This is a genomic window from Paraglaciecola mesophila (assembly GCF_009906955.1).
Classification (GTDB): domain Bacteria; phylum Pseudomonadota; class Gammaproteobacteria; order Enterobacterales; family Alteromonadaceae; genus Paraglaciecola; species Paraglaciecola mesophila_A.
In genome coordinates, this window is record NZ_CP047656.1 from 4,601,675 (window position 1) to 4,625,782 (window position 24,108).

The following is a 24,108-nucleotide window of genomic DNA, read 5'->3' on the forward strand; positions in this document are numbered from 1 at the left end:
CGAATATGTATGTAAGAAAACGCCGTCGTCCGGTGTCTGAAATAAATGTTGTGCCCTATATCGATGTTATGTTGGTTTTACTTATTATCTTTATGGTCACTGCTCCGTTAGTGACACAAGGGGTCAAGGTCGATTTACCTAAAGCGGAAGCGCAACCATTAGAAGATGACAGTAAACCACCATTGATCGCGTCAGTGGATGCTAGTGGAAATTACTTTTTAAATATCGCTGAAGACGAAAAGCAGGCGATGACTGCTGTTGACGTGGCGACATTAGTGGCGGCACATTTGCGTATTGAACCTGAAACACCGGTGGTGGTGAAAGGCGATGGCGCTGTACCCTATAGTAATATTGTGCAATTGATGGTGTTGTTGCAACGCGCGGGTGCGCCTTCCGTCGGTTTAATGACAGACCCACCTGAGAATTAGGCATTATTCCAATATGAAGTTTCAAATGCCCATACCGTTTATTAAATCGATGAGTTTGCATCTTGTATTTGGTGTACTTATTTTTGCAGGCATGGATTTTAAATTGCCTCAAGAAAGTACTGAAATGACCATATCGCAACCTGTGATTGAAGCGGTTGCCGTCGATACAAATGCAGTGGAAGAACAAGTTAAGCGTATTGAAGATCAGAAAAAGCGTCAGCAAAAGGCGGAAGAAGATCGGATTGCTGAATTAGAACGCCGTGCGAATGAAGCTGAGCGAAAGCGCAAACAGCAAGAGCAAGAAGCAGTTGAAATAGAGCAACGCAATAAACGCCAACGTGAAGAACGTAAAAAAGCGGAACAAGCAGCTGTTGCTGCGCGTAAAAAGCAGGAGCGGGAAAAAGCCAAAGCGAAAGCGGCCGAAGCAGAGCGTAAGCGCAAGGAATTAGAACGCAAGAAAGCAGAAGAGCAAGCTAGGAAAGCCAGAGAAGCACGAGAGAAGGAAGAGAAAGCGTTAAAAGAAGCGCAACGTAAGAAAGCTGAGGCGGCGGAAAAAGCACGGCAAGAACGTGCGTTACAGGATCAACTCGAAGCAGAACAGGCTGTGCGCCAGCAGCGACGTAGTAAACAAGTGTTAACTGAAGTACAAAAGTATCAAGCACTTATCCACCAAGCCATTCAGCGTCAGCTGATTGTAGATAATTCAATGAAGGGGAAATCCTGTCAGTTGAATGTTCGCTTGGCGTCTTCTGGTCTGGTTATTCAGGTAAAAGAATTAGGTGGAGATCCTATATTATGCAGAGCTGCTAAATCTGCTGTTTTCAAAGCCGGTACCCTACCGGTATCAAAGGAAGCTGATGTGTATGAAAAGCTCCGTGATATTAATTTAACTGTAGAGCCCGAATTATAATGATTAGAATTACCCGTATTTTGACCTTTTTGACTTTGGTGTTAAGTGCATCTAGCCAAGCAAGTTTGGAAATAGTGATTACCGAAGGAATTGATTCCGCACGTCCTATTGCGGTGGTTCCTTTTAAGTGGAACGGCCCAGGACAGATGCCAGAATCGCTATCAGAGGTGATAAGCGGTGACTTACTTCGAAGTGGTAAGTTTAGCCCAATTGATACCGCGAGTATGCCCGGTCAACCGCACACTGATAGTGAATTAGATTACAGAGCATGGGCGGCAACGGGTGTTGAAGCCATATTAGTCGGCTCTGTGACCCCTGAAGGGCCTGATCGCTATCGTGTTAACTTCACCTTAGTTGATGCGATTCGTGGTCAAATAACAGGTGGCAAGGCTCAAGCGTTAAATAATGGTCAGTTAACCAACAGCAATGATCATATTTTAGATAGCCGCCAAACAGTTATAACAGGGGAGGGTTTTAGACAATACGCCCACCGTATTAGTGATGTTGTGTATGAAAAACTGACGGGTGAAAAAGGCGCGTTTATGACGCGTATCGCTTATGTAGTGGTGCGCGACCGTAAAACTAATGCGTTTCCTTATCAGTTAGTTGTGGCCGATTATGACGGGGTAAACGAAACGATGTTGCTTCGTTCAAAAGAGCCGCTTATGTCTCCGTCATGGTCACCAGATGGCACTAAATTGGCTTATGTGACGTTTGAAAACAAACGTTCTCAAATTTATATTCAAGACCTGTACACCATGAGCCGGACCCAAATGACAGATTTCCCTGGCATAAACAGTGCACCGGTTTTCTCACCTAACGGTAAACAGTTAGCCATGGTTTTATCCAAAGACGGTAACCCAGAGATTTATGTGATGGATATCGCGTCGAAACGTCTAGAACGGATAACACGTAACCGAGCAATTGACACTGAACCGAGTTGGTCGCCAGACGGTAAGAGCTTGATATTTAGTTCTGAACGGGGTGGTAAACCTCAAATTTATCGCGTAGATTTAGCTTCTAACAGTGTCAGAAGGGTAACGTTTGACGGTGAAATGAATCTTGGCGGAACCATCACACCAGACGGTGGTCGCATGGTCATGGTCAACCGTACGCGAGGAAACTACAATATTGCGGCGCAAGATTTAAACAATGGAAATATTCAGGTATTAACCAAAACCTATTTGGACGAATCCCCGAGTATTGCACCAAATGGAAGTATGATTATTTACAGTACGTTACATCAAGGTAAGCAAGTTTTGTCATTGGTTTCCTTAGATGGTCGCTTCAAGGCGCGTTTACCCGCTTCTGATGGGCAGGTTAAGTCGCCAAGTTGGTCACCATTTTTGTTGTAACATGTTTAACCTATTTATAAATTTGATAATAATAAGGAATTAGAAAATGCAACTTAGCAAAATATTCAAAGGCATCACACTTGCACTTCCAATCGTGACAATGGTTGCTTGTTCGTCTGGTCCTAGCGAAGAAGAGCTAGCAGCGGAGCGTAACCGTGTAGCTGCGGCGCAAGCCGAAGCGGATCGCAAAGCGGAAGAAGCAAAAGTGCAAGCAGGCAATATGAAGCCTATGTTGTCTCCTGAAGAAGTCATGCAAAAAGAGAAAAGCGCATTGATGGAAGATCAGGTTGTTTATTTTGATTTTGACCGTTCCAGTGTAGGTTCGAAGTATTATGCTTTGCTTGACCAACATGCTGCATTTTTGGTGAAAAACCCAGGGCAATCAGTGGTGATTGAAGGGCATTGTGATAGTCGTGGCACACCTGAATATAATATTGCATTGGGTGAGCGTCGTGCCAAATCTGTAGAGACATACCTTATGAATGCTGGCGTGAGTGCCTCACAAGTGTCAGTTGTGTCTTACGGTGAAGAAAAGCCTATCGATACTTCAGGTACCACAGCTGCATTTGCTGAAAACCGTCGTGGTGTTCTTGTATATCAATAAAAGTTGGATTTATGAATAAACGCATTCTTGCGCTTACTCTAACAGCGATATTTGGGGCCGCAGTAAATGCGGCTCCTGCGCCTGTAGCGGATGTAAGCAGTGGCAGTACTGAGTCACGTTTAACCACCCTCGAACGTCTTTTTAATACGCGTACCGCCCAGCAACACAGGGTTCAGGAGCAGCTCGATTTGCTTCAGAATGAAGTGAATGAGTTGCGTGGCAGTATTGAAAAGCATAATTATCAATTAGAGCGGATCTTAGAGCGTCAGCGGGAACTGTACTTAGAAATTGATAAACGTATCGCAGCTGTGATGACACCTGGAGCAGCTCAGAGCTCTGGAGACCTAAGCCAGGCCAATCAGTCTAGTCAGGCCGCTCCAACTAGCTTAAATGAAGATCAAGCTTACGATAAAGCGGTCAATCTTATCTTAAAAGATAAGCTTTACGATGATGCGATCCCTGAGTTTCAATCGTTCTTACAGAACTTCCCGAACTCTAGTTATGCGTCAAATGCACATTATTGGCTTGGGCAATTATTGTTTAATAAACAGGATTGGGCTGCGGCTGCTAATCAGTTCGATACCTTGATTACGCAATTTCCTGATTCCTCGAAACGGGCAGATGCGATGCTCAAGTTAGGTATTTGTGAGCAAGAGCGCTCAAATATTGCGCGAGCAGAACAATTGTGGAAAAAAGTTGTTGCTGAGTATCCTAATTCTTCAGCGCGAAAATTGGCAGAAATTAAGTTAAACGCCGTTAAATAATTAGCGGCTCACGCATAGTATTTGAATTTTTCACCTCTATTTAGATTGAAAAATAACCGCGAAACCCTCGCATTGTATGCTTTTCAAGCAAACGATACGATTTATGAAAATAAAGCGTAATTTAAGGTTGCATGAAATTTCGAATTCAGTATTATATGCGCCCTCGTCACCGAGAGACGAGTTGCAAAGCAAGGAAGGTATATATTTTCCTTTATTGCTAGGCAGTTAGATTTAATTTGATGGGTCGTTAGCTCAGTTGGTAGAGCAGTTGACTTTTAATCAATTGGTCGCTGGTTCGAATCCAGCACGACCCACCAATTAAATCAAGCAGTTCAAAGCGTTACAATTAGATGGGTCGTTAGCTCAGTTGGTAGAGCAGTTGACTTTTAATCAATTGGTCGCTGGTTCGAATCCAGCACGACCCACCATCTAATCTTTTTTATTTCTCCCCATTTCAACGTTTTTACCTTTAATCAGTTTTTCATTTCTATCCCTTTAGATTCTTATTCTAACTGGCAGTGTCATCACGCTTTAAATAATCTGACTATTCTTGTTATACCAATTCCAATAAATAATTAACCGCTCAGCCATTATTCAATGGAACTGATATTAATCACAATTGGAAATCTTATTCAATTTTGCGTAATGTAATCACATGCTTACTACTTTATACCAATTCCATTAAATAATTGGCCTCTCAGAATTCATCCAGCGGGTTTTGAACAAGGCGTCGGTGTGTAGTAATGGTTGTTCCCTTTCAAATACCGAGAACGTAGTGCAAAACCCGCTGGAGAATTCCCTTCGGGCGAATTTTAAAAGGACTTACTCTGTGTTGCTCAAACTCGAAAGAGCACCACTATTACTTCATTTAAGCGCCTTGATTAAGTCCTTTTAAATTTTCGCTGAGTGGTTAATTATTTAATGGAATTGGTATTAGTATAAGAAAAGGGTGTTTTTAGATGGCAATTAATTTACCTCAAGACTATTCTTCATTTCTCCTATCGTCCTTTAAGGTGTTTTAATGTTGAATACTAGGAATGCGATGGCTTACACTGTTCCACAATCTTATTAAGGATATACGTGCGTATGAATGCTCTTGAGTATGCCGAAAAAGCAGGTGATTTGTTTGTATTGCCTGATTCAGTCACAAAAATTAAGCAGCTTATTGATGATGGCAGTGCTTCTATAAACGAAGTAGCAGAGGTGATTAATTACGATCCTGCAGTTGCAGCGCAGATTCTGAAGATTGCCAACAGTGCTTTATACAAATTCCCTACTGTGATCACTACGGTTAGCAAAGCAATTCAAGTCATAGGGACGGACTCTGTTTATGATTTAGTACTCGCCTATGGCATCTCACACGCATTTAAAGACATAAATGAGGGAGAGGTTGATTTTAGTGTTTTCTGGGAGCTTGGGGTGAGCTGCGGTTTGTTAGCAAAGTACATCGCTCAAGAGACCTCAGCCAAAAATCCAGACAAAATGTTTGTTTGTGGTTTATTACACAATATTGGCGAATTAGCCGTGTTGCAGATAGAGCCGGATATCGCCGCTAAGTGTAGCTCGTTTACCGCGCAAAACTGTCCCGTTACCTTGCAGACCGAACATTTAGGGGTGACCTACGCAGAAATAAGTTCAGAGCTACTTAGGTTGTGGGGGATCCCTAGTGAGATCTATGGCCCAATAGCGCACCAGCATGCGTCATTACATGAAGCACAGAGCCATGAAGAAAAAATACTCCAGTTGGCTGCTAATTTAGCGCTGAATAATGTGTATGGTGAAATATACAGTAGAATGGATAATATTAAGCCTGAGCAATATGAAGGGCTTAATTTAGATGAAGAAGCGATCGAGGCGGGGCTTGATTTTACGAACATGCAGTTAATTAGCACCTTGGCTATTTTTAGTCCGTCAACGTTTAGTATATATTAGCTCTGAGCAATTCGTTTGCTCTGGGTTATTGTGTGAATTAATAAGAGCGCATTTGTGCGCTCTTTTAGTCTCTAAAAAGCCCTCTTTGCTGAATTAGTCAAATACAGCGATTGTTTGTCGGCTGATGGCAATTAGTCGGCCACTAGGATCCCATATATTTGCTTCTGTTTGGGCATAGCCATCAGTCGCTTGGCGCGTGCGAACCTGATAAGCGAACCAATCTTTAGGGGAAAAGGTGTAGTGTGGGTAGACGAACTCTATATTCCAGCTCATGGTGCTTGCTGGAGCTGGCCACTTAAGCATTTGTAAGGTTGTGGGGGGCCACCCATCGATAAGCGCGATAAGGTGGGCGTCTGTTAGTGCCTTAGGTGGTTTAGTGTAGCGCATCCAACCATCTATTTTACTTTCTTTACTGCCGGTAAAGGGTAGACCACCTGCTTGACGAGCCAAGTCGATATGACGTAAAAACTTAGGTGTGATTTTGGGAATTTGTGGCAAAAAATCAGCTTTAGTTGGTGCGCGCATTGTGTGGCGATCAGTATTTAGCACTTCAATTTTAGATTCTCTTGAAACACCAAATGCAGCTTGTACCATAACGCAGACGTTTCCATTCTGGATTGCCTTGCCAGTCACCTGAGTCACATTTTTGCCTTCACGCAATACCTCGACCTCGATACCAAAGTCTGTTTCGGTAACAACCGGACCGACGAAGTTACAGGTAAATGAGCGAAGTACGCGATCTTGGCCTACTTTTTGGCGTATTGCGCTATATACTAATGCACCCGTTAGGCCTCCGTATGCCGTACGTCCTTGAGCCCACTCTTTTGGAATACTAAGTTGAGCTCTGTCTAGTTCGTCACTGTTGATGTAGTGGTTTGTCGCTTCGATAAGGTCGTCAATGTGCATAAATCCAGTTACTCATGTAAGGTTCGCATCTCTGCGAAACTGGTCGGATGTCTATTCGGGCCATTCTAACACGTAAAAATTCTAACATTCTAGATAAACAAAAGAATAATTCGCCTGCATTATTAATGTGTATAAGTTGTTGTTATAAAACATAAAGTCAACATAATTGTAGTAAATTGGCTTGTTATTTAGACACTGACAAGATTAGTATGGACGCTGTGAAATCTGAGAAGCCGTTACTTTTAAGGACATTGAATGACGACGAATATCAGTGATACGACTTATCAAGAAGATTTGATTGGGTAAGTAAACCTTACCGCATCTATGTCTTGACGATCCTGATGTTAGTTTACGCATTCAATTTTATTGAGCGACAAATCTTCGATATTTTATCCCCTTTTATCAAGACTGATTTAGGTCTAAAGGATGCTCAGCTTGGGGGGAAGGCCTCTATTTTGCTGTTCTTTATGCTGTTGTAGGTATTTCTATCGTATGGCTAGCTGATCGTTACAGCCGGTTTAATGGGTTAACATAGTGGTTATTTCTCTTACATTATGCAGTGGCTTTACTGCATTGTTTGGCATGGCAACGACGTATACCCAGCTTGCGATTGCAAGGGAGGGGGTGGGAATTGGCGAAGCGGGAGAAAGTCCTCCATCTCATTCAGTTCAAGATATGCAAAGGAGAATAAGTTGGTAAAAAGTAGTGATGTGAATATACATTTTGCTCATGCAAATGGCTTCCCAGCAGGAAGTTATCGTAAATTATTTAGTGCGCTAAATGATGACTTCCATGTTTCGGCGATAGAAAAGTTTGGACATAATAATCGGTTTCCTATTTCAAAAAATTGGGGCAATCAAACCCAAGAGTTAATTGAGAACATCGAATTAACACAAGATAAACCTGTTTACGCCATAGGGCATTCGTTTGGTGGTGTGGTGTCCTATATGGCAGCTTGCTTACGGCCTGAATTATTTGATGGACTTATTATGTTAGACCCGCCGATGATAACGGGATTAACTCGAGTGTTTTTTAGAGGTGCGAAGGCGACCCCCTTAATCGACAAGATAACCCCAGCAGGAAAAACAGTAAACCGCTGTCGTCAATGGAGTAAAGATGAGGATCTTGTTGCTTATTTCCAGTCGCGTGCGCTTTTTAAGAATATAGACAGTGATTGCATTCGCGACTACGTGAGCAGCGCGACAGTTGAGCAAGAACAATATCGCCACCTGCATTTCAAACCGGAAGTAGAAGCCAGTATATTCAGAAATATTCCCCATGATATATATCGCTATTATGGAAAATTGGCCTGTCCAGCTTTATTGGTTACGGGCAAGCACACGCAAGTTTGCACTGAGCGGCGAATACGTCCGTTTATCAAAGCCAATAATTTAATACATAAAGTATTCGACGGTGGGCATATGTTTCCTTTAGAGTCCCCAGTAGAGACGGCTCAGCTTATAAATCAAACCATTGACGCGTGGCGTCACGATGTCCCAATGCCTACAACTCTATAGGCACAAAAAAACCAGACTGGGTCTGGTTTTTTATCGCACTAAATAATCTTTTGATTTAGATACCGACTTTGAGGCCGAGCATTTCGCGGGTGACCAATACCACACCTTTGTCTGTCACTCTAAAGCCTCTCGCTTTGTCTTCATCATGATCATGTCCGATCACAGTTCCTTCAGGCACAATGCATCCGCGATCGATAATTGCTTTTTTGATTTTACAATTTCGTTTTATTTCAACGTCAGGTAGCAGTACTGACTCTTCAATTTCACTGTATGAATGTACGTGAACATTAGAGAAACATAAGCTCTTACGTACCGTTGCACCCGATATAATACAACCTCCACTGACGACAGAGTCGATTGCTGCACCACAACGGTTATATTCTTCCCAAACAAATTTAGCGGGGGGAAGTTGTTCTTGATAAGTCCAAATAGGCCACTTTTTGTCATAAAGGTTTAACGGTGGCTCTGGTGACACTAGTTCCATATTCGCTAACCAGAAGGAGTCTAAAGTGCCCACATCACGCCAATAAGATACCTCACCATCTTCGTTGGAAAAGGGGTAAGCATAAACTGGATGGTCTTTAATAATTGATGGGATGATATCTTTGCCAAAATCACGCTCTGAACCTTCATTTTCAGAGTCGCGCTTCAAATGTTCAAACAAAAAATCGGTATCAAAAATGTAATTGCCCATAGACGCAAGACAACGAGTAGGGTCGTTAGGTAAGGGCGTTGGATGTTCAGGCTTTTCCTCAAAGCCTAAAATACGGTAATCTTCATCTACGGACATCACACCAAAAGCACCGGCTGCTTCCTCGATGGGCACAGGCATACAGCTCACTGTCATCTTTGCCCCGGATTCAACGTGATGAGCGAGTATATTTGCATAGTCCATACTGTAAATATGGTCGCCCGATAAAATCATGACATATTTTGGAATTTCGTCTCGAATAATATCGATATTTTGAAAGACTGCATCGGCTGTACCTTCGTACCAATTATCCGACGAGCGTTGAGATGCGGGCAGTATTTCAACGGATTCACCCAGCTCCTTTTTGAAGTGACCCCAGCCTCTAACTAGATGTCGTATCAACGAGTGAGATTTGTATTGCGTGACAACACCAATTCGCTTGATTCCAGAGTTGACACAGTTAGACAGTGGAAAGTCGATAATTCTAAACTTACCTCCAAAGTAGAGAGCAGGTTTAGCCCGCCAGTCGGTCAGCTCATGTAGGCGTGACCCTCTACCGCCGGCTAAAATCAGCGCGTAAGTATCTCGGGTCAGGTTGCTAATATAACGTGGACTTGGATTGGACATAACAATTGACTCCATTCTTATTTGATATTTTGACGTTCTGGTTGCGCAGAAAACACAATTTCAAATTCGTAAATTTACGCTTTCAAAGACTGTGAAACTCAGTGTGGCATGGGCTAGCTTTAAATTCAATTTGCTTCTATCTGATTTAACATGCATTTTTTACATATTAATAACGTAATAAGACTTAGAATAATTTAATTGTTCAATAAATAAACAGTTTGGCTTCTTTTAACGCAAAGTCGCTTCAGAACGCTCGATTTCATATAGGAATGGGCGATTTTTATTTTGTTCAATAGGGTGTTTTTCTTCTCGCTTTGTAGGTGTGAGTTATGGCATATTTTTGATTAACTTAAATTAATTGTTTGTTTTATGTACGATTTTGCGTGTGATTTATGGTAAAACGTTATTAAAATGTTATAGAAAGTGACGGGCAGCGAATGAGGAACGAGACATGTTGAAAAAAATTGGGTTAGGGGTTGTCGTTGTCGCATTGTTTTTTATTTTGGTTGGGTGGTTGCTGCCATCTGAATTCAAGGTGGTGCGCACGGTCAGAATTGAAGCTCCCGCAGAAATCATTTTCAACCATGTGAAAGACCTGAGGAAATGGCAACATTGGGGCGTCTGGTTTGAGCGTGACCCTGATATGAAAGTGGTTTACGAAGGTCCTGTCTCCGCTGTCGGTATGAAATCAAGCTGGCAAAGTGAAACGCAAGGCAATGGCGAAATGGAAACTGTTGCGATAGAAGAGAACCAACGTTTTATTTATACCCTGACATTTCCTGAAATGGGTGTCGGCTCAACCGGAGAGTTAACCCTCAGAGAGAAAGAAGGCGAGACTGTTGTGATATGGCATGATTATGGTGATGTAGGTGCTAATCCCTTATTGCACTATGTTGCGTTTTTTATGGATAGAATGATAGGAGCAGATTTGCAAATGGGTCTAGAAAATCTCAAAGTGATATCTGAAACTGAATTTCAGGCCATGTGACGGTAAAAGAACTTGCTAATTGGACGACATGAGGTGACAGTTAGTAGGAAACGTTAATATTGATATAGGTGAAGGCTAATAGGCCTATTCCCTGACAATTCTAAGTAAACCGTACGATGAGATATTGATTTAAGGATGTATATGAGTCGATTTCCTACGCATGGTAGTGTGGAGCTTGATGTAGAAGAGAATATATTACTGGTTGAGGGCTGCGGGCCGTGGAATTTAGAGTCCGTTGTGGAATCTGAAACTCAGATGGCACCTTTACTCGAGATACTTAGTGCTAGCCCGTGGGGAGCGTTAGTCGTACTTCATGGGGATCCTATTTACGTACCAGATGCCGCAGCCGTATTGTCGAAAGCTATTTGCGAACAAAAGTCACTAGGGCGTGTGGCAACCGCTCTGGTCGTTGACGAGTCGAACACACCGGAATTTTCAAAACGTCATCTTGGGGAAATATTTGACAGTGCAGGTGAAAATTACCGATTCTTTCCTAATAAAGAACAAGCGAAATGGTGGCTTATACAGCAGATAATTCAAGCAACGAGCTGAATTATCTGCACGTTTCGGCTGTTGGCTAAGTGTTTATACCAATCCGCATTAATAAGTGACCGTCTCAGAATGCGTCCAGCGGTTTTTGATTAAGGCGTCGCTATGTAGTGATGGTTGTTCCCTTTCAAATAGTGAGAGCGCAGAGCAAAAGCCGCTGGGGCATTCCTTGCAGGCGAGTTTTAAAAGGGCTTACACTGCGTTGCATGACTTCGAAAGAGAACCACTATTCATTCAGTCATGCGCCTTGTTTAAGCCCTTTTAAACTCTCGCTGAGTGATCACCTATTAACGTGGAATGGTATTATTCGTTTGAGGACTTAGTTGCATATACGTTTGCTACTTTCGAGGCTGGAACGGTTCCTAATTGTGCGCAAACTTGCCGCCCAGCGGCTGCCAGCATGGTTAAATCGATTCCTGTTGAAATGCCCATTCCGTTCAGCATATATACAACATCCTCGGTGGCTACGTTTCCTGATGCACCTTGAGCATATGGGCAGCCACCGAGTCCAGCCACCGCACTATCAATAACATTTATACCCAATTGCAGAGCGACCAAAATATTAGCTAGTGCTTGTCCGTAAGTGTCATGAAAATGCACAGCAACGGCTGATTTTGGTATAACGTTACACACAGCATTGAGCATCGTCAGCGTCGCTAAGGGCGTGCCTACACCTATTGTGTCGCCCAAGGAAATCTCATAGCAACCCATATCAAATAGCGTTTTAGCGACCTGTGCTACGCTCTCGGGCGCTATTTCTCCCTCGTATGGGCAACCTAGCACGCATGATACATATCCACGCACTCTTATTCCTTGCGCTTTCGCTGCGTCAATCACAGGTGCAAAACGTTCAATACTCTCAGCGATTGAGCAATTGATATTTTTTTGCGAAAAGGCTTCAGAGGCCGAGGCAAAAATAGCCACTTCATCAGCGCTTGCTTGCATAGCCGCTTCAAACCCCTTCAAGTTTGGCGTTAAAGCACTATAGGTCACTTTATCTAACCGATTAATGGCGGCAAAGACCTGGGCTGAATCAGCCATTTGTGGCACCCACTTAGGAGAAACAAAGCTACCTGTCTCAATCATAGTGACCCCAGCTTTTGCTAGGGCATCGACTAGGGCGACTTTGGTGGATTTATCTATATGTGATTTTTCATTTTGCAATCCATCACGTGGCCCTACTTCAACAATTTTTACTTGTGCCGGTAATCCACTTATCATGATGACACTTCCTCATCGACCATAAAGTCGAGTAATGCCGCACCTCCATCAACCAATTCCCCGGTTTGGTAGAAAAACTCCTGAACCGTGCCATTCTGCGTGGCTTTAATGGCATGTTCCATTTTCATGGCTTCCATTATCATTAAGGTTTGGCCTTTTGTAACCTTTTGATTAGGTTCCACTAAAAGAGCGACGACTGTGCCGTTCATCGGCGCCACAAACGCACTGTGCTGGTCGTCTTCGTCAGCTGCGCCTAGGTCTTTTTGTATATGGGTAAATTTAACCATGCCTTGGGTATGGAAAACGGCGTAATCGTGCTCAATTTTGTTAATAGTCACGCTTTCACTATGGCCGTTAATCGTGGCGAGCAAACGATTGCCTGTTAGTCGGCCTTCACAGTGATATGTCTTTTCGGCGAACGTAATAACAAATGTACCAAAGGGCGTTGTGGCGTCGTTGTCGCATGTTTTTCTTTCCACCTGAACGTCATGGCTTTGATTGTTTAACAACAGAGTATATTTGCGTTGATATTGTTCATTAGGGCGCCAATCATTTACGTTCCCCCATGGAGATTGAGTATCTTGATTGTTTGGTGTGCTTATCGCGCGCTCTTGTAGCGATAAATACATAGCCAGATTCAACAACTGATGTGTATTATTTTGATTATCTTGTTGAAAAATTTCATCGTGATGCTTTTCGATGAAGCGCGTATCTATGTCTTCGTCTTTAAACGCTTGGGTATCAATTAATTTACGTAAAAAGGCGATGTTGGTTGTCACACCATCAATGCGGTATTCGGCCAGTGACTGACTTAAACGAGCGAGTGCACGTTCACGATCTGTATCCCACACGACTAACTTTGCGATCATAGGGTCATAATATACCGACACCTCATCACCCTGAACAACCCCACTGTCAATGCGCACATGTTTAGACTCTTGCGGCGTTTCTAATAGGTGTAAAGTGCCTGTCGCCGGTAAGAATTCGTTGTCTGGGTCTTCTGCGTAGATCCTAGCCTCAAAGGCATGCCCATTAATGTGCAATTCATCCTGTGTTTTAGGCAGTACTTCATTGGCGGCTACGCGCAGTTGCCATTCCACTAAGTCTTGCCCAGAAATCATCTCACTGACAGGGTGCTCGACTTGCAAACGGGTATTCATTTCCATGAAATAAAAACTGCCATCTTTATCCAGCAAAAACTCTACTGTGCCTGCACCGACGTAATTGATAGCTTGAGCCGCTTTTAGCGCAGCGTCTCCCATCGCGGCCCGCAGTTCAGGGGCCATTTTAAAAGCGGGAGCCTCTTCAACCACTTTTTGATGACGTCTTTGCACAGAGCAGTCCCGTTCAAAAACATGCACACCGTTGCCGTGATGATCACAGAATACTTGTACTTCTACATGGCGTGGTTGGGTCAAATATTTTTCAACCAACATGATGTCATCATTAAAGCTAGACATAGCTTCGCGTTTTGCCGCAGCCAAAGCAGCATCAAATTCGTCTGCACTCCATACTTGACGCATACCTTTACCGCCACCACCTGCGGCTGCCTTGAGCAGAACTGGATAACCCATTTCATCCGCATGCTGCTTGATAAGCGCAGCAGATTGGTCTTCACCGTGGTAGCCTGGTACCAAAGGAACGTTGGCTTGCTCCATGATGTGTTTAGCAGCCGATTTAGAGCCCATTGCTTCAATCGCTTCAATGGGAGGGCCTACAAATATAATTCTGTTGTCAGCGCAGGCTTTGGCAAATTCAGCATTCTCAGAAAGAAAGCCGTAACCGGGGTGAATCGCATCAGCCCCCGTGGTTTTTGCTGCTGCAATAACTTTCTCAATTTTTAAATAACTCTGATTGGAAGGGGAGGGACCAATATGTATTGCTTCATCAGCCATTTTGACATGCAATGCATTTTTGTCGGCATCTGAATAAAGAGCAACGGTTTGGATACCCATACGCTTAGCAGTGTTGATTATACGGCAGCAAATTTCGCCACGATTGGCGATAAGTAGTTTTTTAATCATGAGATATACCAATTAGGTCGACGTTTTTGTAAAAAGGCACCTAGGCCTTCTTGGCCTTCAGATGATACCCGCGTGTTGGCGATGCGTTCACTGGTCATATTTCTAAGCGCGTCATCAGGAACACGATTAGCCACGTCAGCGATTAATTGTTTGGCGGCCGTAACGGCGTTTGGTCCATTTCTCAAAATATGTTCAAGCAATGACTCTATGGTGCTGTCTAGCTCTTCTTCGGTCACACTCTCACTAAGCAGCCCGATGCGCCTTGCACGGCGCGAAGAAAAGACCTCAGCCGTTGTGAAGTATCGACGCGCGTTTCTCACGCCTATTGCCTGAATAACATATGGGCTAATCGTCGCGGGTATTAAGCCGAGTTTGACTTCACTTAAGCAAAACTTGCTCATTTTACTCCCTATTGCCATGTCGCAGCAGGCCACTAGGCCCACAGCACCGCCAAATGCGGCTCCTTGAACGCGCGCGATAGTCGGTTTGGGAAGCGTGTTTAGAATGTGCAACATATTTGCTAAGGCATTTGCATCTTCGAGGTTTTGTTCGTAGGAATACCCGGCCATACGTTTCATCCAATTAAGGTCAGCCCCAGCGCAAAAGCTTTTACCTGTAGATGCTAGAATGACCGCTCGAACAGAGTCATCCTCCCCTAAGCGGGCGAACGTCTGTGTGAGTGAGCTGATAAGTACATCATCAAAGGCGTTATGTACTTCAGGCCGGTTTAGGGTGACGGTGGCAACACCACGTTCGTCTACCTCGCTGATGACATGTTCGTTCATTGCATTATCATTTTGGCTTGTCGTATTGTCCATATTCATGCCCCCTTACATTCTGAACACGCCAAATTGGGTGTCCTCAATGGGTTTATTTAAGCTCGCCGAAATACTCAGTCCTAGAACCATGCGCGTATCCGCTGGATCAATCACGCCGTCATCCCATAAGCGGGCTGAAGCATAGTAGGGATGTCCTTGATGTTCGTACTTCTCGACGATGGGCTGCTTGAACTGTTGCTCTTCTTCTGCGCTCCAGCTTTCTCCTACGCGCTCTTTCTGTTCGCGTTTAACTTGAGATAGAACACCTGCAGCTTGTTCACCTCCCATCACCGAAATTCGAGCATTTGGCCACATAAACATAAATCGAGGGTCGTAAGCTCTTCCACACATTCCGTAGTTGCCGGCACCGAAACTGCCGCCAATAAGCACGGTAAATTTTGGTACTTTGGCACAGGCGACGGCGGTTACCATTTTGGCGCCATGTTTGGCGATACCGCCTGCTTCGTATTGTTTACCAACCATGAAACCGGTGATATTTTGCAAGAAGACAAGGGGGATTTTACGCTGAGCACAAAGCTCGATGAAATGCGCTCCTTTTTGTGCGGATTCACTGAATAAAATCCCATTATTCGCAATAATGCCGACAGGATAGCCGAAAATACGTGCAAACCCGCAAATAAGTGTGTTGCCATACAGGGCCTTAAACTCGTCGAATTCAGAGCCATCAACCACACGGGCAATGACTTCGCGAACATCGTAAGGTTGGCGGGTATCCTTAGGGATGATGCCGTAAATATCTTCTTTGGGGTAAAGCGGCTCGACACTGGGTTTTACATCAAGTGATAAAGGCTTGGTTCGATTTAAGCGTGTGATCGCGTCTCGCGCGATATGCAAAGCATGTTGGTCATTATTGGCTAAATGATCCACCACACCAGAGGTTCTGCAATGCACGTCTCCACCGCCTAATTCTTCAGCGCTGACGACTTCACCGGTTGCCGCTTTTACAAGAGGGGGCCCGCCGAGAAATATAGTGCCTTGGTTTTTCACTATGATGGATTCATCCGCCATCGCTGGCACGTATGCGCCACCTGCGGTGCAGCTACCCATGACCACCGCGATTTGCGGGATGTTCTGTGCTGACATATTGGCTTGGTTGAAAAAAATACGACCGAAATGTTCTCGGTCAGGAAACACGTCATCTTGGCGAGGTAAGTTTGCGCCACCCGAATCCACCAAGTATATGCATGGCAAGTTGTTTTGTTCGGCGATGGTTTGTGCGCGTAAATGCTTTTTCACCGTTAGCGGGTAATAAGTGCCGCCTTTTACGGTTGCATCGTTAGCAACAATCATACACTCGATGCCAGAAACGCGGCCTATACCTGCAATAACACCAGCACTAGGCACAAAGTCGTCATACACTTCCCATGCGGCGAGTTGTGATATTTCCAGAAATGGGGAACCTGCATCGAGGAGTTCGTTAATCCGTTCCCGTGGCAGTAATTTACCGCGGTCGGTGTGGCGTTTGTTCGCTTTTTCGCCCCCCCCTTGTTTTATCAGGGATATTTTTTCATTGAGATCGTCTATTTGCGCCTGCATATGCGCAGCATTATCTGCAAACTCTTGGGTTTTAGAATTTATTTTACTCAGGATACGGGGCATGATGTTGCTCCAAATTAATGGCCATCAAAATCGTTGATGGCCCAGTGTGGCAATTGACATTAATGATCTAATCAGACTTATGTGAGGAGTGTCACATTAAGCAGATTCTTTGAATAACTCTCTGCCTATGAGCATACGGCGGATCTCTGATGTACCTGCGCCAATTTCATATAGTTTGGCGTCTCGCAATAAGCGTCCGGCAGGGAACTCGTTAATATAACCATTGCCGCCGAGCAACTGAATTGCATCGAGTGCCATCTTCGTTGCTAACTCTGCAGAATAAAGAATGACCGCAGCGGCATCTTTACGGGTCGTTTCGCCGCGATCGCAAGCCCGAGCGACTGTGTAAACATAAGCTCTTGCAGCATTCATTTGGGTATACATGTCAGCGACTTTTCCCTGGATTAATTGAAATTCACCAATAGATTGGCCAAATTGCTTGCGGTCATGAATATAAGGAACGACTAAGTCCATACATGCTTGCATAATACCCAGTGGGCCTCCAGACAGCACCAGACGTTCATAATCAAGGCCGCTCATAAGTACCCGTGCACCATCTCCTTCGTTACGGATCAGGTTCTGCGCTGGCACAGAGCAATCTTCGAAAACCAATTCACAGGTATTTGATGAACGCATACCAAGCTTGTCCAGTTTTTGGGCTTGAGTGAAGCCAGGCGTGCCGCGCTCAACAATAAATGCACTCATACCTTTTGAGCCAGCGCTGATATCTGTTTTTGCATATATCACAAAGACATCTGCGTCAGGGCCGTTCGTGATCCACATTTTGTTGCCATTTAAGACGTATTGATCGCCCCTTTTGTCGGCGCGAAGTTTCATACTCACCACATCAGACCCTGCATTTGGCTCACTCATGGCTAAGGCACCAATGTGTTCGCCGCTGACCAGTTTAGGCAAATACTTTTCTTTTTGTGCATCTGAACCGTTTTTATGAATTTGATTCACACATAAATTAGAATGTGCTCCGTAACTTAAGCCGATGCCTGCTGAAGCTCGGCTAACTTCTTCCATCGCAATAACGTGGGCTAAATAGCCCATATTCGAGCCACCATACTGTTCTGCAACGGTTACACCTAGCAGTCCCATTTCCCCTAACTTGGGCCACAATTGGTTAGGAAAGCCGTTTTCGATGTCTGATTTTTCAGCCAAGGGAGCGATTTCTCCTTGGGCAAAGTTGTATACATGATCACGTAACATATCGATGTCTTCGCCTAGGCCGAAGTTTAGCGTTGGGTAGGGAGCATTCATGCGATTTTTCCTCGCTTAATAGTAGTGAGTTCGTCCTTACAACGAGCTTCGACTTCGTCGAGCTCCATCATTAAGGCTTGAATATCTTCTAGTTGTTGGGTCATTACAGCGCGTTTCTGTTCTGTCATTTGCAGCATAGTTTCAAGTTGCGCCTCAGAGTTTTGATGACTGTCATACAAATCAAAAAGGGTCTTTGTTTCGGCTAACGAAAAACCCAAGCGTTTGCCGCGCAATACAAGTTTCAACCGTACCTTGTCCTTTTTCTTATAAACACGATTTTGGCCGTTTCGAGTAGGATTAAGCAGTCCTGATTCTTCATAGAAACGGATAGAGCGTGAGGTGATATCTAACTCTTTGGCTAACTCACCTATGGTGTAAAGTTTTTCGGTCATGAGACTGCCTTATGACAAAATGAAACGTTGTTAAACAATAAAATATTAATTTTTATTCTATCTTACTTTACGTTAACGTAAAGGATAAGTTAACGTAAAGGTAAAGTATGAGTTACAATTCGTCAACATTGAAAGGTGAAAAATATTTTTCTTGCAGAGCAAGATGTAAAAATTAGTTATATATTTGGTTTTTAATTTAATTAATTGTGTATTATTTGTTTTATTGTTAGTGGCTTATAGTGGTGCATCTGTATCATAAAAATGTGGAGATAGATTAATGAATAACGATTCAGTGGTTATTGTTAGTGCAAAACGTACACCGATGGGCGGGTTTATGGGCGGTTTGTCAACACTCAGCGCGTGTGAACTAGGGGCAAGTGCAATTACTGCTGCTCTAAAGGAAGCAGGTCAAGATAAGCCGGTGATTGATGAAGTCATCATGGGCTGTGTGTTACCGGCGGGATTAGGCCAAGCACCTGCTCGCCAAGCCAGTATTAAGGCAGGTTTACCGCTCGCTAGTGGGGCGATAACACTGAATAAAGTCTGTGGCTCTGGCATGAAAGCGGTCATGCTTGCTCATGATTTAATTAAGTCAGGCAGTGCGAAAGCGATCATAGCGGGTGGTATGGAGAGTATGTCTAATGCCCCTTATATTTTACCTAAAGCGCGCCAAGGTTATCGTATGGGGCACGGTCAAATGCTTGATCATATGATGCTTGATGGTTTGGAAAATGCGTATGACGGTAAAGCAATGGGCTGTTTTGCGCAGTCTAAAGCGGATGAAGAAAGTGTGACTCGTGAGCAAATGGATGAATTTGCACTGAGCTCTTTAACAAAAGCGAATGACGCGATAGTTAATGGCTTATTTAAAGACGAAATTAGCCCTGTGACCATATCTTCACGCAAAGGTGAAGTTGTCATTGAAAACGATGAGGGGCCTGGAAATGCTCGTCCTGAGAAGATACCTTCGTTGCGTCCAGCGTTTACCAAAGATGGAACAGTGACCGCGGCAAATTCAAGCTCCATCTCAGATGGTGCCGCTGCTTTACTGGTAATGAGTGAAACCGAAGCAACTGAGAAGGGCTATACACCGCTGGCGCGTATTGTCGGGCATAGCTCTAATGCGATCGAGCCTGAGAACTTTACCGTAGCCCCTGTCGGAGCAATTGAAAAGCTATTCGCACAAACTGGTTGGTCAAAAGAAGACGTCGATTTATTTGAAATCAACGAAGCCTTCGCCATGGTCACTATGTTAGGTATGAGCAAGCTCGGTTTAGATCCAGCAAAAGTCAATGTTAAAGGCGGAGCGTGCGCCCTTGGTCATCCAATTGGTGCGTCAGGTGCTCGTATTATCGTGACCTTGCTACATGCCCTTAAACAACGTAGCTTGAAAAAAGGTGTTGCTGCCATTTGTATTGGCGGCGGCGAAGCAACAGCGATCGCATTCGAAATGCTAGGGTAATACTGGTATTTTACTGATGTAATTTGAGGTGGCGTTATTGCGCCACCTTCTTTGTGGATGAGGATCGGCTTTTAGTTGTATCTCTGATTTATTCCTTATAGCGCTTTAATTTCCTATCTGCTTCTGTTTTACTCCCAGCCTTAAATATCTTTGAATGAACTGCAATCTAGGGAGGGAAAATGACGTTTTACTCTGGTGTTTTTCTACTTTTAATCATGTCACTAGTGGCTTGTAGTACACATGCGCCAAACCGCGATAGCGAGCAAAAACGAAACGAGTCTATGCCAGCGCAAGCCGATTTACCTAATGGCCCATTGAATCAAGTCACATTTTCGCAAGTTATGAAGCTGAGCTCAAAAGCAGATACCGGCGAGAAAATCGCCTATGGTGAAAATTCGTTACAGTACGGCCATCTATATTTACCGTTAAACGGAAAAGGCGCAAAGAGAGCAGAAAAAGCCCCATTGGTTATTTTTGTTCATGGTGGTTGTTGGTTAAACGCGTATGGGGTTGGCCACAGTGTAGCGTTAAGTCAGGCGTTAGTAGAGGAGGGCTACGCGGTCTGGGCCATAGAGTACAGGCGCACAGGCGATGAAGGTGGTGGCTGGCCCGGAAGTTTAAATGATGTATTAAAAGGAGTGAGCTTCGCTCAAACCTTTAAAGAATATCCAATTGATTTAAACAATGTGGTGCTTACGGGGCACTCAGCTGGTGGTCATCTTGCATTGCTCGCAAGTGCTGAGCAGCGGCATGTTTTTAAAGGTGGAGCAAGGTTAAAAGGCGTAATTGGATTGGCGGCTATAGTGGATGTGGTTGGTTATTCACAAGGACAAAATAGTTGCCAAGCGGCGACATCTACATTTTTTGCAGGTAGCGCAGAACAGAAAATGAAGGCTTATAAGCTTGCTACACCCACAAATTATACTCTGCCTGCTGAAACCTTGTTGCTGCAAGGCACAGCCGACGAAATAGTGGAAGTCAGCGAAGCGCAAAAAAGTGGATTTGAGTATTTGATTGTCGAGGAGGCAGGACACTTTGATTGGCTCCATCCTGAAACAAATGCGTATCAAGTTTTTTTGTCAGCATTAAAACAACAGTTGGATGAGTAATGAGCAAGGTAAGTGAAGAGCAAATTGCGCAGTGGGATTTGATTGATCCACTGGCTGATAAACGTCAGTTGTTTAAGCTTCCTGAAAAAGGTGTTTACCTTGATGGAAACTCTTTAGGACCAATGCCATTCTCGGCAGCAGAGCGTGCAAAAGAAGTGTTAGAGCGGCAATGGGCAAATGATCTCATTACCAGTTGGAATAAACATAGCTGGATTGATCTGCCAACCACAGTTGGTGAGAAGATTGCTCCCTTGATTGGGGCTGGACCTGGGCAAGTGATTTGTTGTGACTCTACGTCGATTAATTTATTTAAAGTATTGAGCAGTGCGTTATCACTACAGCCGTCTCGCTCGGTAGTATTGTCGTTAGCCGGCAACTTTCCAACAGATCTGTATATGGTTGAAGGTGTGGCTTCGTTATTGGGTGAGGATGCGTGTCATCTTAACCTGGTCAGTGAAGATGGGCTTGAAGACGCCCTTACCTCTGAAGTGGCGGTATTAATGTTGACTCAAGTTGATTTTCGTTCTGGTCGCTTGTTAGACATGCAACGCATAACGCAGAAGGCTCATGAACAAGGTATTTTGGTCATTTGGGATCTTGCTCATAGCGCGGGTGCATTGCCGGTAAGGCTAGATGATTGTGAGGTGGATTTTGCGGTAGGTTGTGGTTATAAGTACCTTAATGGCGGCCCTGGCGCTCCGGCATTTGTTTATGTTGCAACACACCTTCAGTCGCGGGTAACACAGCCGTTGAAAGGGTGGATGGGACACAAACAGCCCTTTGCATTTTCACAAAGTTATGCTCAATCCCAAAGCATAACGCAGTTTTTATGCGGTACACCTAGTGTGGTTTCGATGAGTGTGCTTGACGCCGCTTTGACCGTATTTAACGACGTAGATATGCAACAAGTACGGGAGAAATCTGAAGCGTTAGGTGAGCTGTTTATTGCGCTGGTAGAAGAAGAGGAGAAGTTAGCTGATTTGAAACTGGAATCACCAAAAGCTCCTCAAGCTCGAGGGAGTCAATTGGCATTTTCCCATGAACATGCGCATGGTATTTGCCAAGCGTTAATTGACAAGGGCGTTATAGCTGATTTTCGCGCGCCAAATATTCTGCGCTTTGGGCTTACTCCCTTATATTTACGCTATCAAGATATACAAGATAGTGTTCAGACACTTACACACATTATGGAACAGAAAATTTATCTGCAAGCCCAGTTCAATGTGCATCATAAAGTGACTTAGGACGAAAGCGATTATGCGATATCGTCTAATAGTTCGCGAATTTTGACGTAACGATTTTCTTGTTCATCATTTAGCGGGCCGTTTTCGACCGTCTTAACGCAACGTTGGATTGTTTTTTGGTACGCATCATCAGTATGCAGCCGTTTAATCGTAATCACTTGTAGCAAATTCAGGGCGATAGACGGTTTTTTAGGCATTAAGGTGAACGCATCTGTGAATGTGTGCAGGGCATTATCAACATCACCTTGTTGAAAGTGCTGTACCGCTGCATTGTTTAACTCCTTAGAACTTTGTTTGATTTGGCGCTTTTCCTTTTGCTCCTGCTCAACGTAATGCAGAAATATTTCATTGCCTTGCTCACTTTCTTCGCAGCGACGCATTATTTCACTAAGTATTTCTTGGCTACGTTCGTGTATTCCTATTTCATGAAACGCTTTGGCTTTATCTAAAAGGGCTTCGATTGATTCACTTTCCCAATTCTCGTTACCTAATTGTTCGAGTAAAGATTTTGCGTTGTCTTTCTCATCGGATAAATACATGAGCCTAGCATTGATGACATTCACCTGATCTTGCATATCCGCCTTTGGAAATGCTTGGCGAAATTGACGAATATACTCGTTAGCTTGCTTTATTAAGGCATTGGTTTGTTCTTCATCAGCGGTCATAGCGTAATCGATACCAGCTCGCGCAACATTTAGATAATGCTCAGGCATGTCGTGAATGGAGTTTTTGGCAAATTTAACGACCTTTTTGGCTGCTTCAAATTGAGTATAGTAATCGTGGGTGATTCGGGATAAATCTAAAGCTGTTTTATGTCTTCTAATATTCCTTGGTGATATTTCGGATGCCATCAAAACGCATTCAAGGGCCGTGTCAAAGTCACCCTGTTTAATTTGCAGTGACATGAGTAAGTCATAGGCGGCTAATTGTGACTCGGGTTTAAAAGCTAGACGTAACACGAGTTTTTCGGCGGCTTCATCTTCGTTTAAGTGGAGGTAGGTTTTCACTAAACCTAACTGCGCCCAAGTGAATGTTTGTACATTGAGGATAGCTTTATAAAAAACTCTGGCCTGTGTGTAGTGGCCGCACAACTGTAAAACTTCGCCCTTTATCTTTAACGCCAAAGGGAAAAATTCGGCGTTCTTTGGCTCACTTAAAAATAATTCAACCTCGGATAGCGCTTTAGGATAGTGCTTTTTTTCAATACACCAGTACACACTTTGCAGTGCCCGTTTTCGGCCAAGAATACGAGATAAGCGTCGGTCTAACTCCTTTACTGTAAAGGGTTTTGCGAGAAAATCATCAGGCTGTAATTCAACAATACTTTGCACTAAATCCGCTGTGGTGTCTGCACTGATAAACACGAATGCCGTACTTAAGGGTAATTCACCATTTCGATTTATTTCATCATAAAAGTAATAACCATCTTGCTCGTGCTTTAAATTGTATGAGCAAACAATAAGATCATAGCGCTGGTGACGGATCTTGTTCAGGGCAAGGTGCACTTTATCCACATAGGTAATATCACTAAAACCAAGCTCTTCTAATGAGTATTTCATATACCCTTTAGCGAGAACCTGATCATCAACGATCAATACTTTGGTTTCTTTAGCAATCAGTGGATTCATATAAATACTTCAAAAGGTTGATTATTAAAGGTTATCGTACTTTCCCTGATAAT

At 43.8% G+C, this 24,108-nt stretch carries 21 protein-coding genes, 2 tRNA genes and 1 pseudogene; 15 read left to right on the forward strand and 9 right to left on the reverse strand.

The features are described 5' to 3' along the window. Window positions 1-5: 5 nt before the first annotated feature. The 8 genes from tolR to FX988_RS19710 all read left to right on the forward strand — a co-directional run bounded on the left by tolR (window position 6) and on the right by FX988_RS19710 (window position 5,993). On the forward strand, window positions 6-428 hold the full coding sequence (gene tolR / locus FX988_RS19675) for a protein TolR (RefSeq protein ID WP_160181781.1): 423 nt from the start codon (window positions 6-8) through the stop codon (window positions 426-428). A 13-nt stretch (window positions 429-441) separates the two neighbouring features. Then, the gene (tolA, locus tag FX988_RS19680; RefSeq protein ID WP_160181782.1) at window positions 442-1,338 is read left to right on the forward strand and encodes a cell envelope integrity protein TolA; all 897 of its coding nucleotides are present in this window, start codon (window positions 442-444) and stop codon (window positions 1,336-1,338) included. Further along, window positions 1,338-2,693 (forward strand): Tol-Pal system beta propeller repeat protein TolB, encoded by a 1,356-nt coding sequence (gene tolB / locus FX988_RS19685; RefSeq protein ID WP_160181783.1) that lies wholly within the window; start codon window positions 1,338-1,340, stop codon window positions 2,691-2,693. Before tolA ends, tolB begins: the two co-directional genes overlap by 1 nt. A gap of 46 nt (window positions 2,694-2,739) precedes the next feature. Further along, a complete protein-coding gene (pal, locus tag FX988_RS19690; RefSeq protein WP_160181784.1) occupies window positions 2,740-3,297 on the forward strand; it encodes a peptidoglycan-associated lipoprotein Pal in 558 nt (185 codons plus the stop codon). 11 nt (window positions 3,298-3,308) lie between these two features. Then, on the forward strand, window positions 3,309-4,061 hold the full coding sequence (gene ybgF, locus FX988_RS19695) for a tol-pal system protein YbgF (RefSeq protein WP_160181785.1): 753 nt from the start codon (window positions 3,309-3,311) through the stop codon (window positions 4,059-4,061). A gap of 241 nt (window positions 4,062-4,302) precedes the next feature. Then, a tRNA-Lys gene (locus FX988_RS19700) sits at window positions 4,303-4,378 on the forward strand. Window positions 4,379-4,413: 35 nt separating this feature from the next. After that, window positions 4,414-4,489: transfer RNA gene (locus FX988_RS19705), tRNA-Lys, on the forward strand. A 658-nt stretch (window positions 4,490-5,147) separates the two neighbouring features. Then, window positions 5,148-5,993 (forward strand): HDOD domain-containing protein, encoded by an 846-nt coding sequence (locus tag FX988_RS19710; protein WP_160182242.1) that lies wholly within the window; start codon window positions 5,148-5,150, stop codon window positions 5,991-5,993. A gap of 93 nt (window positions 5,994-6,086) precedes the next feature. On the opposite strand, the gene FX988_RS19715 is transcribed toward FX988_RS19710, so the two are convergent. After that, on the reverse strand, window positions 6,087-6,899 hold the full coding sequence (locus FX988_RS19715) for an acyl-CoA thioesterase (protein ID WP_160181786.1): 813 nt from the start codon (window positions 6,897-6,899) through the stop codon (window positions 6,087-6,089). A gap of 341 nt (window positions 6,900-7,240) precedes the next feature. Here FX988_RS19715 and FX988_RS21790 point away from each other — a divergent pair. After that, window positions 7,241-7,568, forward strand: a pseudogene (locus FX988_RS21790) (MFS transporter); the annotation flags it as partial. A 23-nt stretch (window positions 7,569-7,591) separates the two neighbouring features. After that, a complete protein-coding gene (locus FX988_RS19725; protein ID WP_160181787.1) occupies window positions 7,592-8,416 on the forward strand; it encodes an alpha/beta fold hydrolase in 825 nt (274 codons plus the stop codon). A gap of 55 nt (window positions 8,417-8,471) precedes the next feature. Here FX988_RS19725 and glgC read toward each other — a convergent pair whose 3' ends face one another. Further along, a complete protein-coding gene (glgC, locus tag FX988_RS19730; RefSeq protein WP_160181788.1) occupies window positions 8,472-9,734 on the reverse strand; it encodes a glucose-1-phosphate adenylyltransferase in 1,263 nt (420 codons plus the stop codon). Between the two features lie 451 nt (window positions 9,735-10,185). Here glgC and FX988_RS19735 point away from each other — a divergent pair, with 451 nt between their 5' ends. After that, a complete protein-coding gene (locus tag FX988_RS19735; protein ID WP_160181789.1) occupies window positions 10,186-10,722 on the forward strand; it encodes an SRPBCC family protein in 537 nt (178 codons plus the stop codon). 141 nt (window positions 10,723-10,863) lie between these two features. After that, window positions 10,864-11,274, forward strand: a complete 411-nt coding sequence (locus FX988_RS19740) for a hypothetical protein (RefSeq protein ID WP_160181790.1) — start codon at window positions 10,864-10,866, stop codon at window positions 11,272-11,274. A 300-nt stretch (window positions 11,275-11,574) separates the two neighbouring features. Here the strand turns inward: FX988_RS19740 and FX988_RS19745 are convergent, their stop codons facing one another. The 6 genes from FX988_RS19745 to FX988_RS19770 form a co-directional block, all read right to left on the reverse strand. Further along, window positions 11,575-12,492: a hydroxymethylglutaryl-CoA lyase gene (locus FX988_RS19745; RefSeq protein WP_160181791.1), complete on the reverse strand. Its 918-nt coding sequence runs from the start codon at window positions 12,490-12,492 to the stop codon at window positions 11,575-11,577. Then, window positions 12,489-14,516, reverse strand: a complete 2,028-nt coding sequence (locus FX988_RS19750; protein ID WP_160181792.1) for an acetyl/propionyl/methylcrotonyl-CoA carboxylase subunit alpha — start codon at window positions 14,514-14,516, stop codon at window positions 12,489-12,491. Before FX988_RS19750 ends, FX988_RS19745 begins: the two co-directional genes overlap by 4 nt. Beyond that, window positions 14,513-15,334: an enoyl-CoA hydratase/isomerase family protein gene (locus FX988_RS19755; RefSeq protein ID WP_160181793.1), complete on the reverse strand. Its 822-nt coding sequence runs from the start codon at window positions 15,332-15,334 to the stop codon at window positions 14,513-14,515. Before FX988_RS19755 ends, FX988_RS19750 begins: the two co-directional genes overlap by 4 nt. Before the next feature lie 12 nt (window positions 15,335-15,346). After that, entirely contained in the window at window positions 15,347-16,954 is a 1,608-nt protein-coding gene (locus tag FX988_RS19760) for a carboxyl transferase domain-containing protein (RefSeq protein ID WP_160181794.1), read from the reverse strand. A 96-nt stretch (window positions 16,955-17,050) separates the two neighbouring features. Then, the gene (locus FX988_RS19765) at window positions 17,051-18,220 is read right to left on the reverse strand and encodes an isovaleryl-CoA dehydrogenase (protein ID WP_160181795.1); all 1,170 of its coding nucleotides are present in this window, start codon (window positions 18,218-18,220) and stop codon (window positions 17,051-17,053) included. Beyond that, window positions 18,217-18,612, reverse strand: a complete 396-nt coding sequence (locus tag FX988_RS19770) for a MerR family transcriptional regulator (RefSeq protein ID WP_007989754.1) — start codon at window positions 18,610-18,612, stop codon at window positions 18,217-18,219. Before FX988_RS19770 ends, FX988_RS19765 begins: the two co-directional genes overlap by 4 nt. A gap of 277 nt (window positions 18,613-18,889) precedes the next feature. Here FX988_RS19770 and FX988_RS19775 point away from each other — a divergent pair, with 277 nt between their 5' ends. The 3 genes from FX988_RS19775 to kynU all read left to right on the forward strand — a co-directional run bounded on the left by FX988_RS19775 (window position 18,890) and on the right by kynU (window position 22,427). Continuing rightward, complete coding sequence (locus FX988_RS19775) at window positions 18,890-20,074, forward strand: thiolase family protein (RefSeq protein ID WP_160181796.1); 1,185 nt, start codon at window positions 18,890-18,892, stop codon at window positions 20,072-20,074. Window positions 20,075-20,253: 179 nt separating this feature from the next. Continuing rightward, on the forward strand, window positions 20,254-21,183 hold the full coding sequence (locus FX988_RS19780; RefSeq protein ID WP_160181797.1) for an alpha/beta hydrolase family protein: 930 nt from the start codon (window positions 20,254-20,256) through the stop codon (window positions 21,181-21,183). Beyond that, window positions 21,183-22,427, forward strand: coding sequence for a kynureninase (gene kynU / locus FX988_RS19785; RefSeq protein WP_160181798.1), 1,245 nt, complete (start codon window positions 21,183-21,185; stop codon window positions 22,425-22,427). The genes FX988_RS19780 and kynU overlap by 1 nt, the downstream gene beginning before the upstream one ends. 11 nt (window positions 22,428-22,438) lie before the next feature. Here the strand turns inward: kynU and FX988_RS19790 are convergent, their stop codons facing one another. Further along, complete coding sequence (locus tag FX988_RS19790) at window positions 22,439-24,055, reverse strand: response regulator (RefSeq protein ID WP_160181799.1); 1,617 nt, start codon at window positions 24,053-24,055, stop codon at window positions 22,439-22,441. Window positions 24,056-24,108: the final 53 nt, after the last annotated feature.

Bases quoted from the DNA above. Each gene is read 5' to 3' on its own strand.
- tolR (WP_160181781.1), top strand. From the start codon at position 6: ATGTATGTAAGAAAACGCCGTCGTCCGGTGTCTGAAATAAATGTTGTG.
- tolA (WP_160181782.1), top strand. From the start codon at position 442: ATGAAGTTTCAAATGCCCATACCGTTTATTAAATCGATGAGTTTGCAT.
- tolB (WP_160181783.1), top strand. From the start codon at position 1,338: ATGATTAGAATTACCCGTATTTTGACCTTTTTGACTTTGGTGTTAAGT.
- pal (WP_160181784.1), top strand. From the start codon at position 2,740: ATGCAACTTAGCAAAATATTCAAAGGCATCACACTTGCACTTCCAATC.
- ybgF (WP_160181785.1), top strand. From the start codon at position 3,309: ATGAATAAACGCATTCTTGCGCTTACTCTAACAGCGATATTTGGGGCC.
- FX988_RS19710 (WP_160182242.1), top strand. From the start codon at position 5,148: ATGAATGCTCTTGAGTATGCCGAAAAAGCAGGTGATTTGTTTGTATTG.
- FX988_RS19715 (WP_160181786.1), bottom strand. From the start codon at position 6,899: ATGCACATTGACGACCTTATCGAAGCGACAAACCACTACATCAACAGT.
- glgC (WP_160181788.1), bottom strand. From the start codon at position 9,734: ATGTCCAATCCAAGTCCACGTTATATTAGCAACCTGACCCGAGATACT.
- FX988_RS19735 (WP_160181789.1), top strand. From the start codon at position 10,186: ATGTTGAAAAAAATTGGGTTAGGGGTTGTCGTTGTCGCATTGTTTTTT.
- FX988_RS19740 (WP_160181790.1), top strand. From the start codon at position 10,864: ATGAGTCGATTTCCTACGCATGGTAGTGTGGAGCTTGATGTAGAAGAG.
- FX988_RS19745 (WP_160181791.1), bottom strand. From the start codon at position 12,492: ATGATAAGTGGATTACCGGCACAAGTAAAAATTGTTGAAGTAGGGCCA.
- FX988_RS19750 (WP_160181792.1), bottom strand. From the start codon at position 14,516: ATGATTAAAAAACTACTTATCGCCAATCGTGGCGAAATTTGCTGCCGT.
- FX988_RS19755 (WP_160181793.1), bottom strand. From the start codon at position 15,334: ATGGACAATACGACAAGCCAAAATGATAATGCAATGAACGAACATGTC.
- FX988_RS19760 (WP_160181794.1), bottom strand. From the start codon at position 16,954: ATGCCCCGTATCCTGAGTAAAATAAATTCTAAAACCCAAGAGTTTGCA.
- FX988_RS19765 (WP_160181795.1), bottom strand. From the start codon at position 18,220: ATGAATGCTCCCTACCCAACGCTAAACTTCGGCCTAGGCGAAGACATC.
- FX988_RS19770 (WP_007989754.1), bottom strand. From the start codon at position 18,612: ATGACCGAAAAACTTTACACCATAGGTGAGTTAGCCAAAGAGTTAGAT.
- FX988_RS19775 (WP_160181796.1), top strand. From the start codon at position 18,890: ATGAATAACGATTCAGTGGTTATTGTTAGTGCAAAACGTACACCGATG.
- FX988_RS19780 (WP_160181797.1), top strand. From the start codon at position 20,254: ATGACGTTTTACTCTGGTGTTTTTCTACTTTTAATCATGTCACTAGTG.
- kynU (WP_160181798.1), top strand. From the start codon at position 21,183: ATGAGCAAGGTAAGTGAAGAGCAAATTGCGCAGTGGGATTTGATTGAT.
- FX988_RS19790 (WP_160181799.1), bottom strand. From the start codon at position 24,055: ATGAATCCACTGATTGCTAAAGAAACCAAAGTATTGATCGTTGATGAT.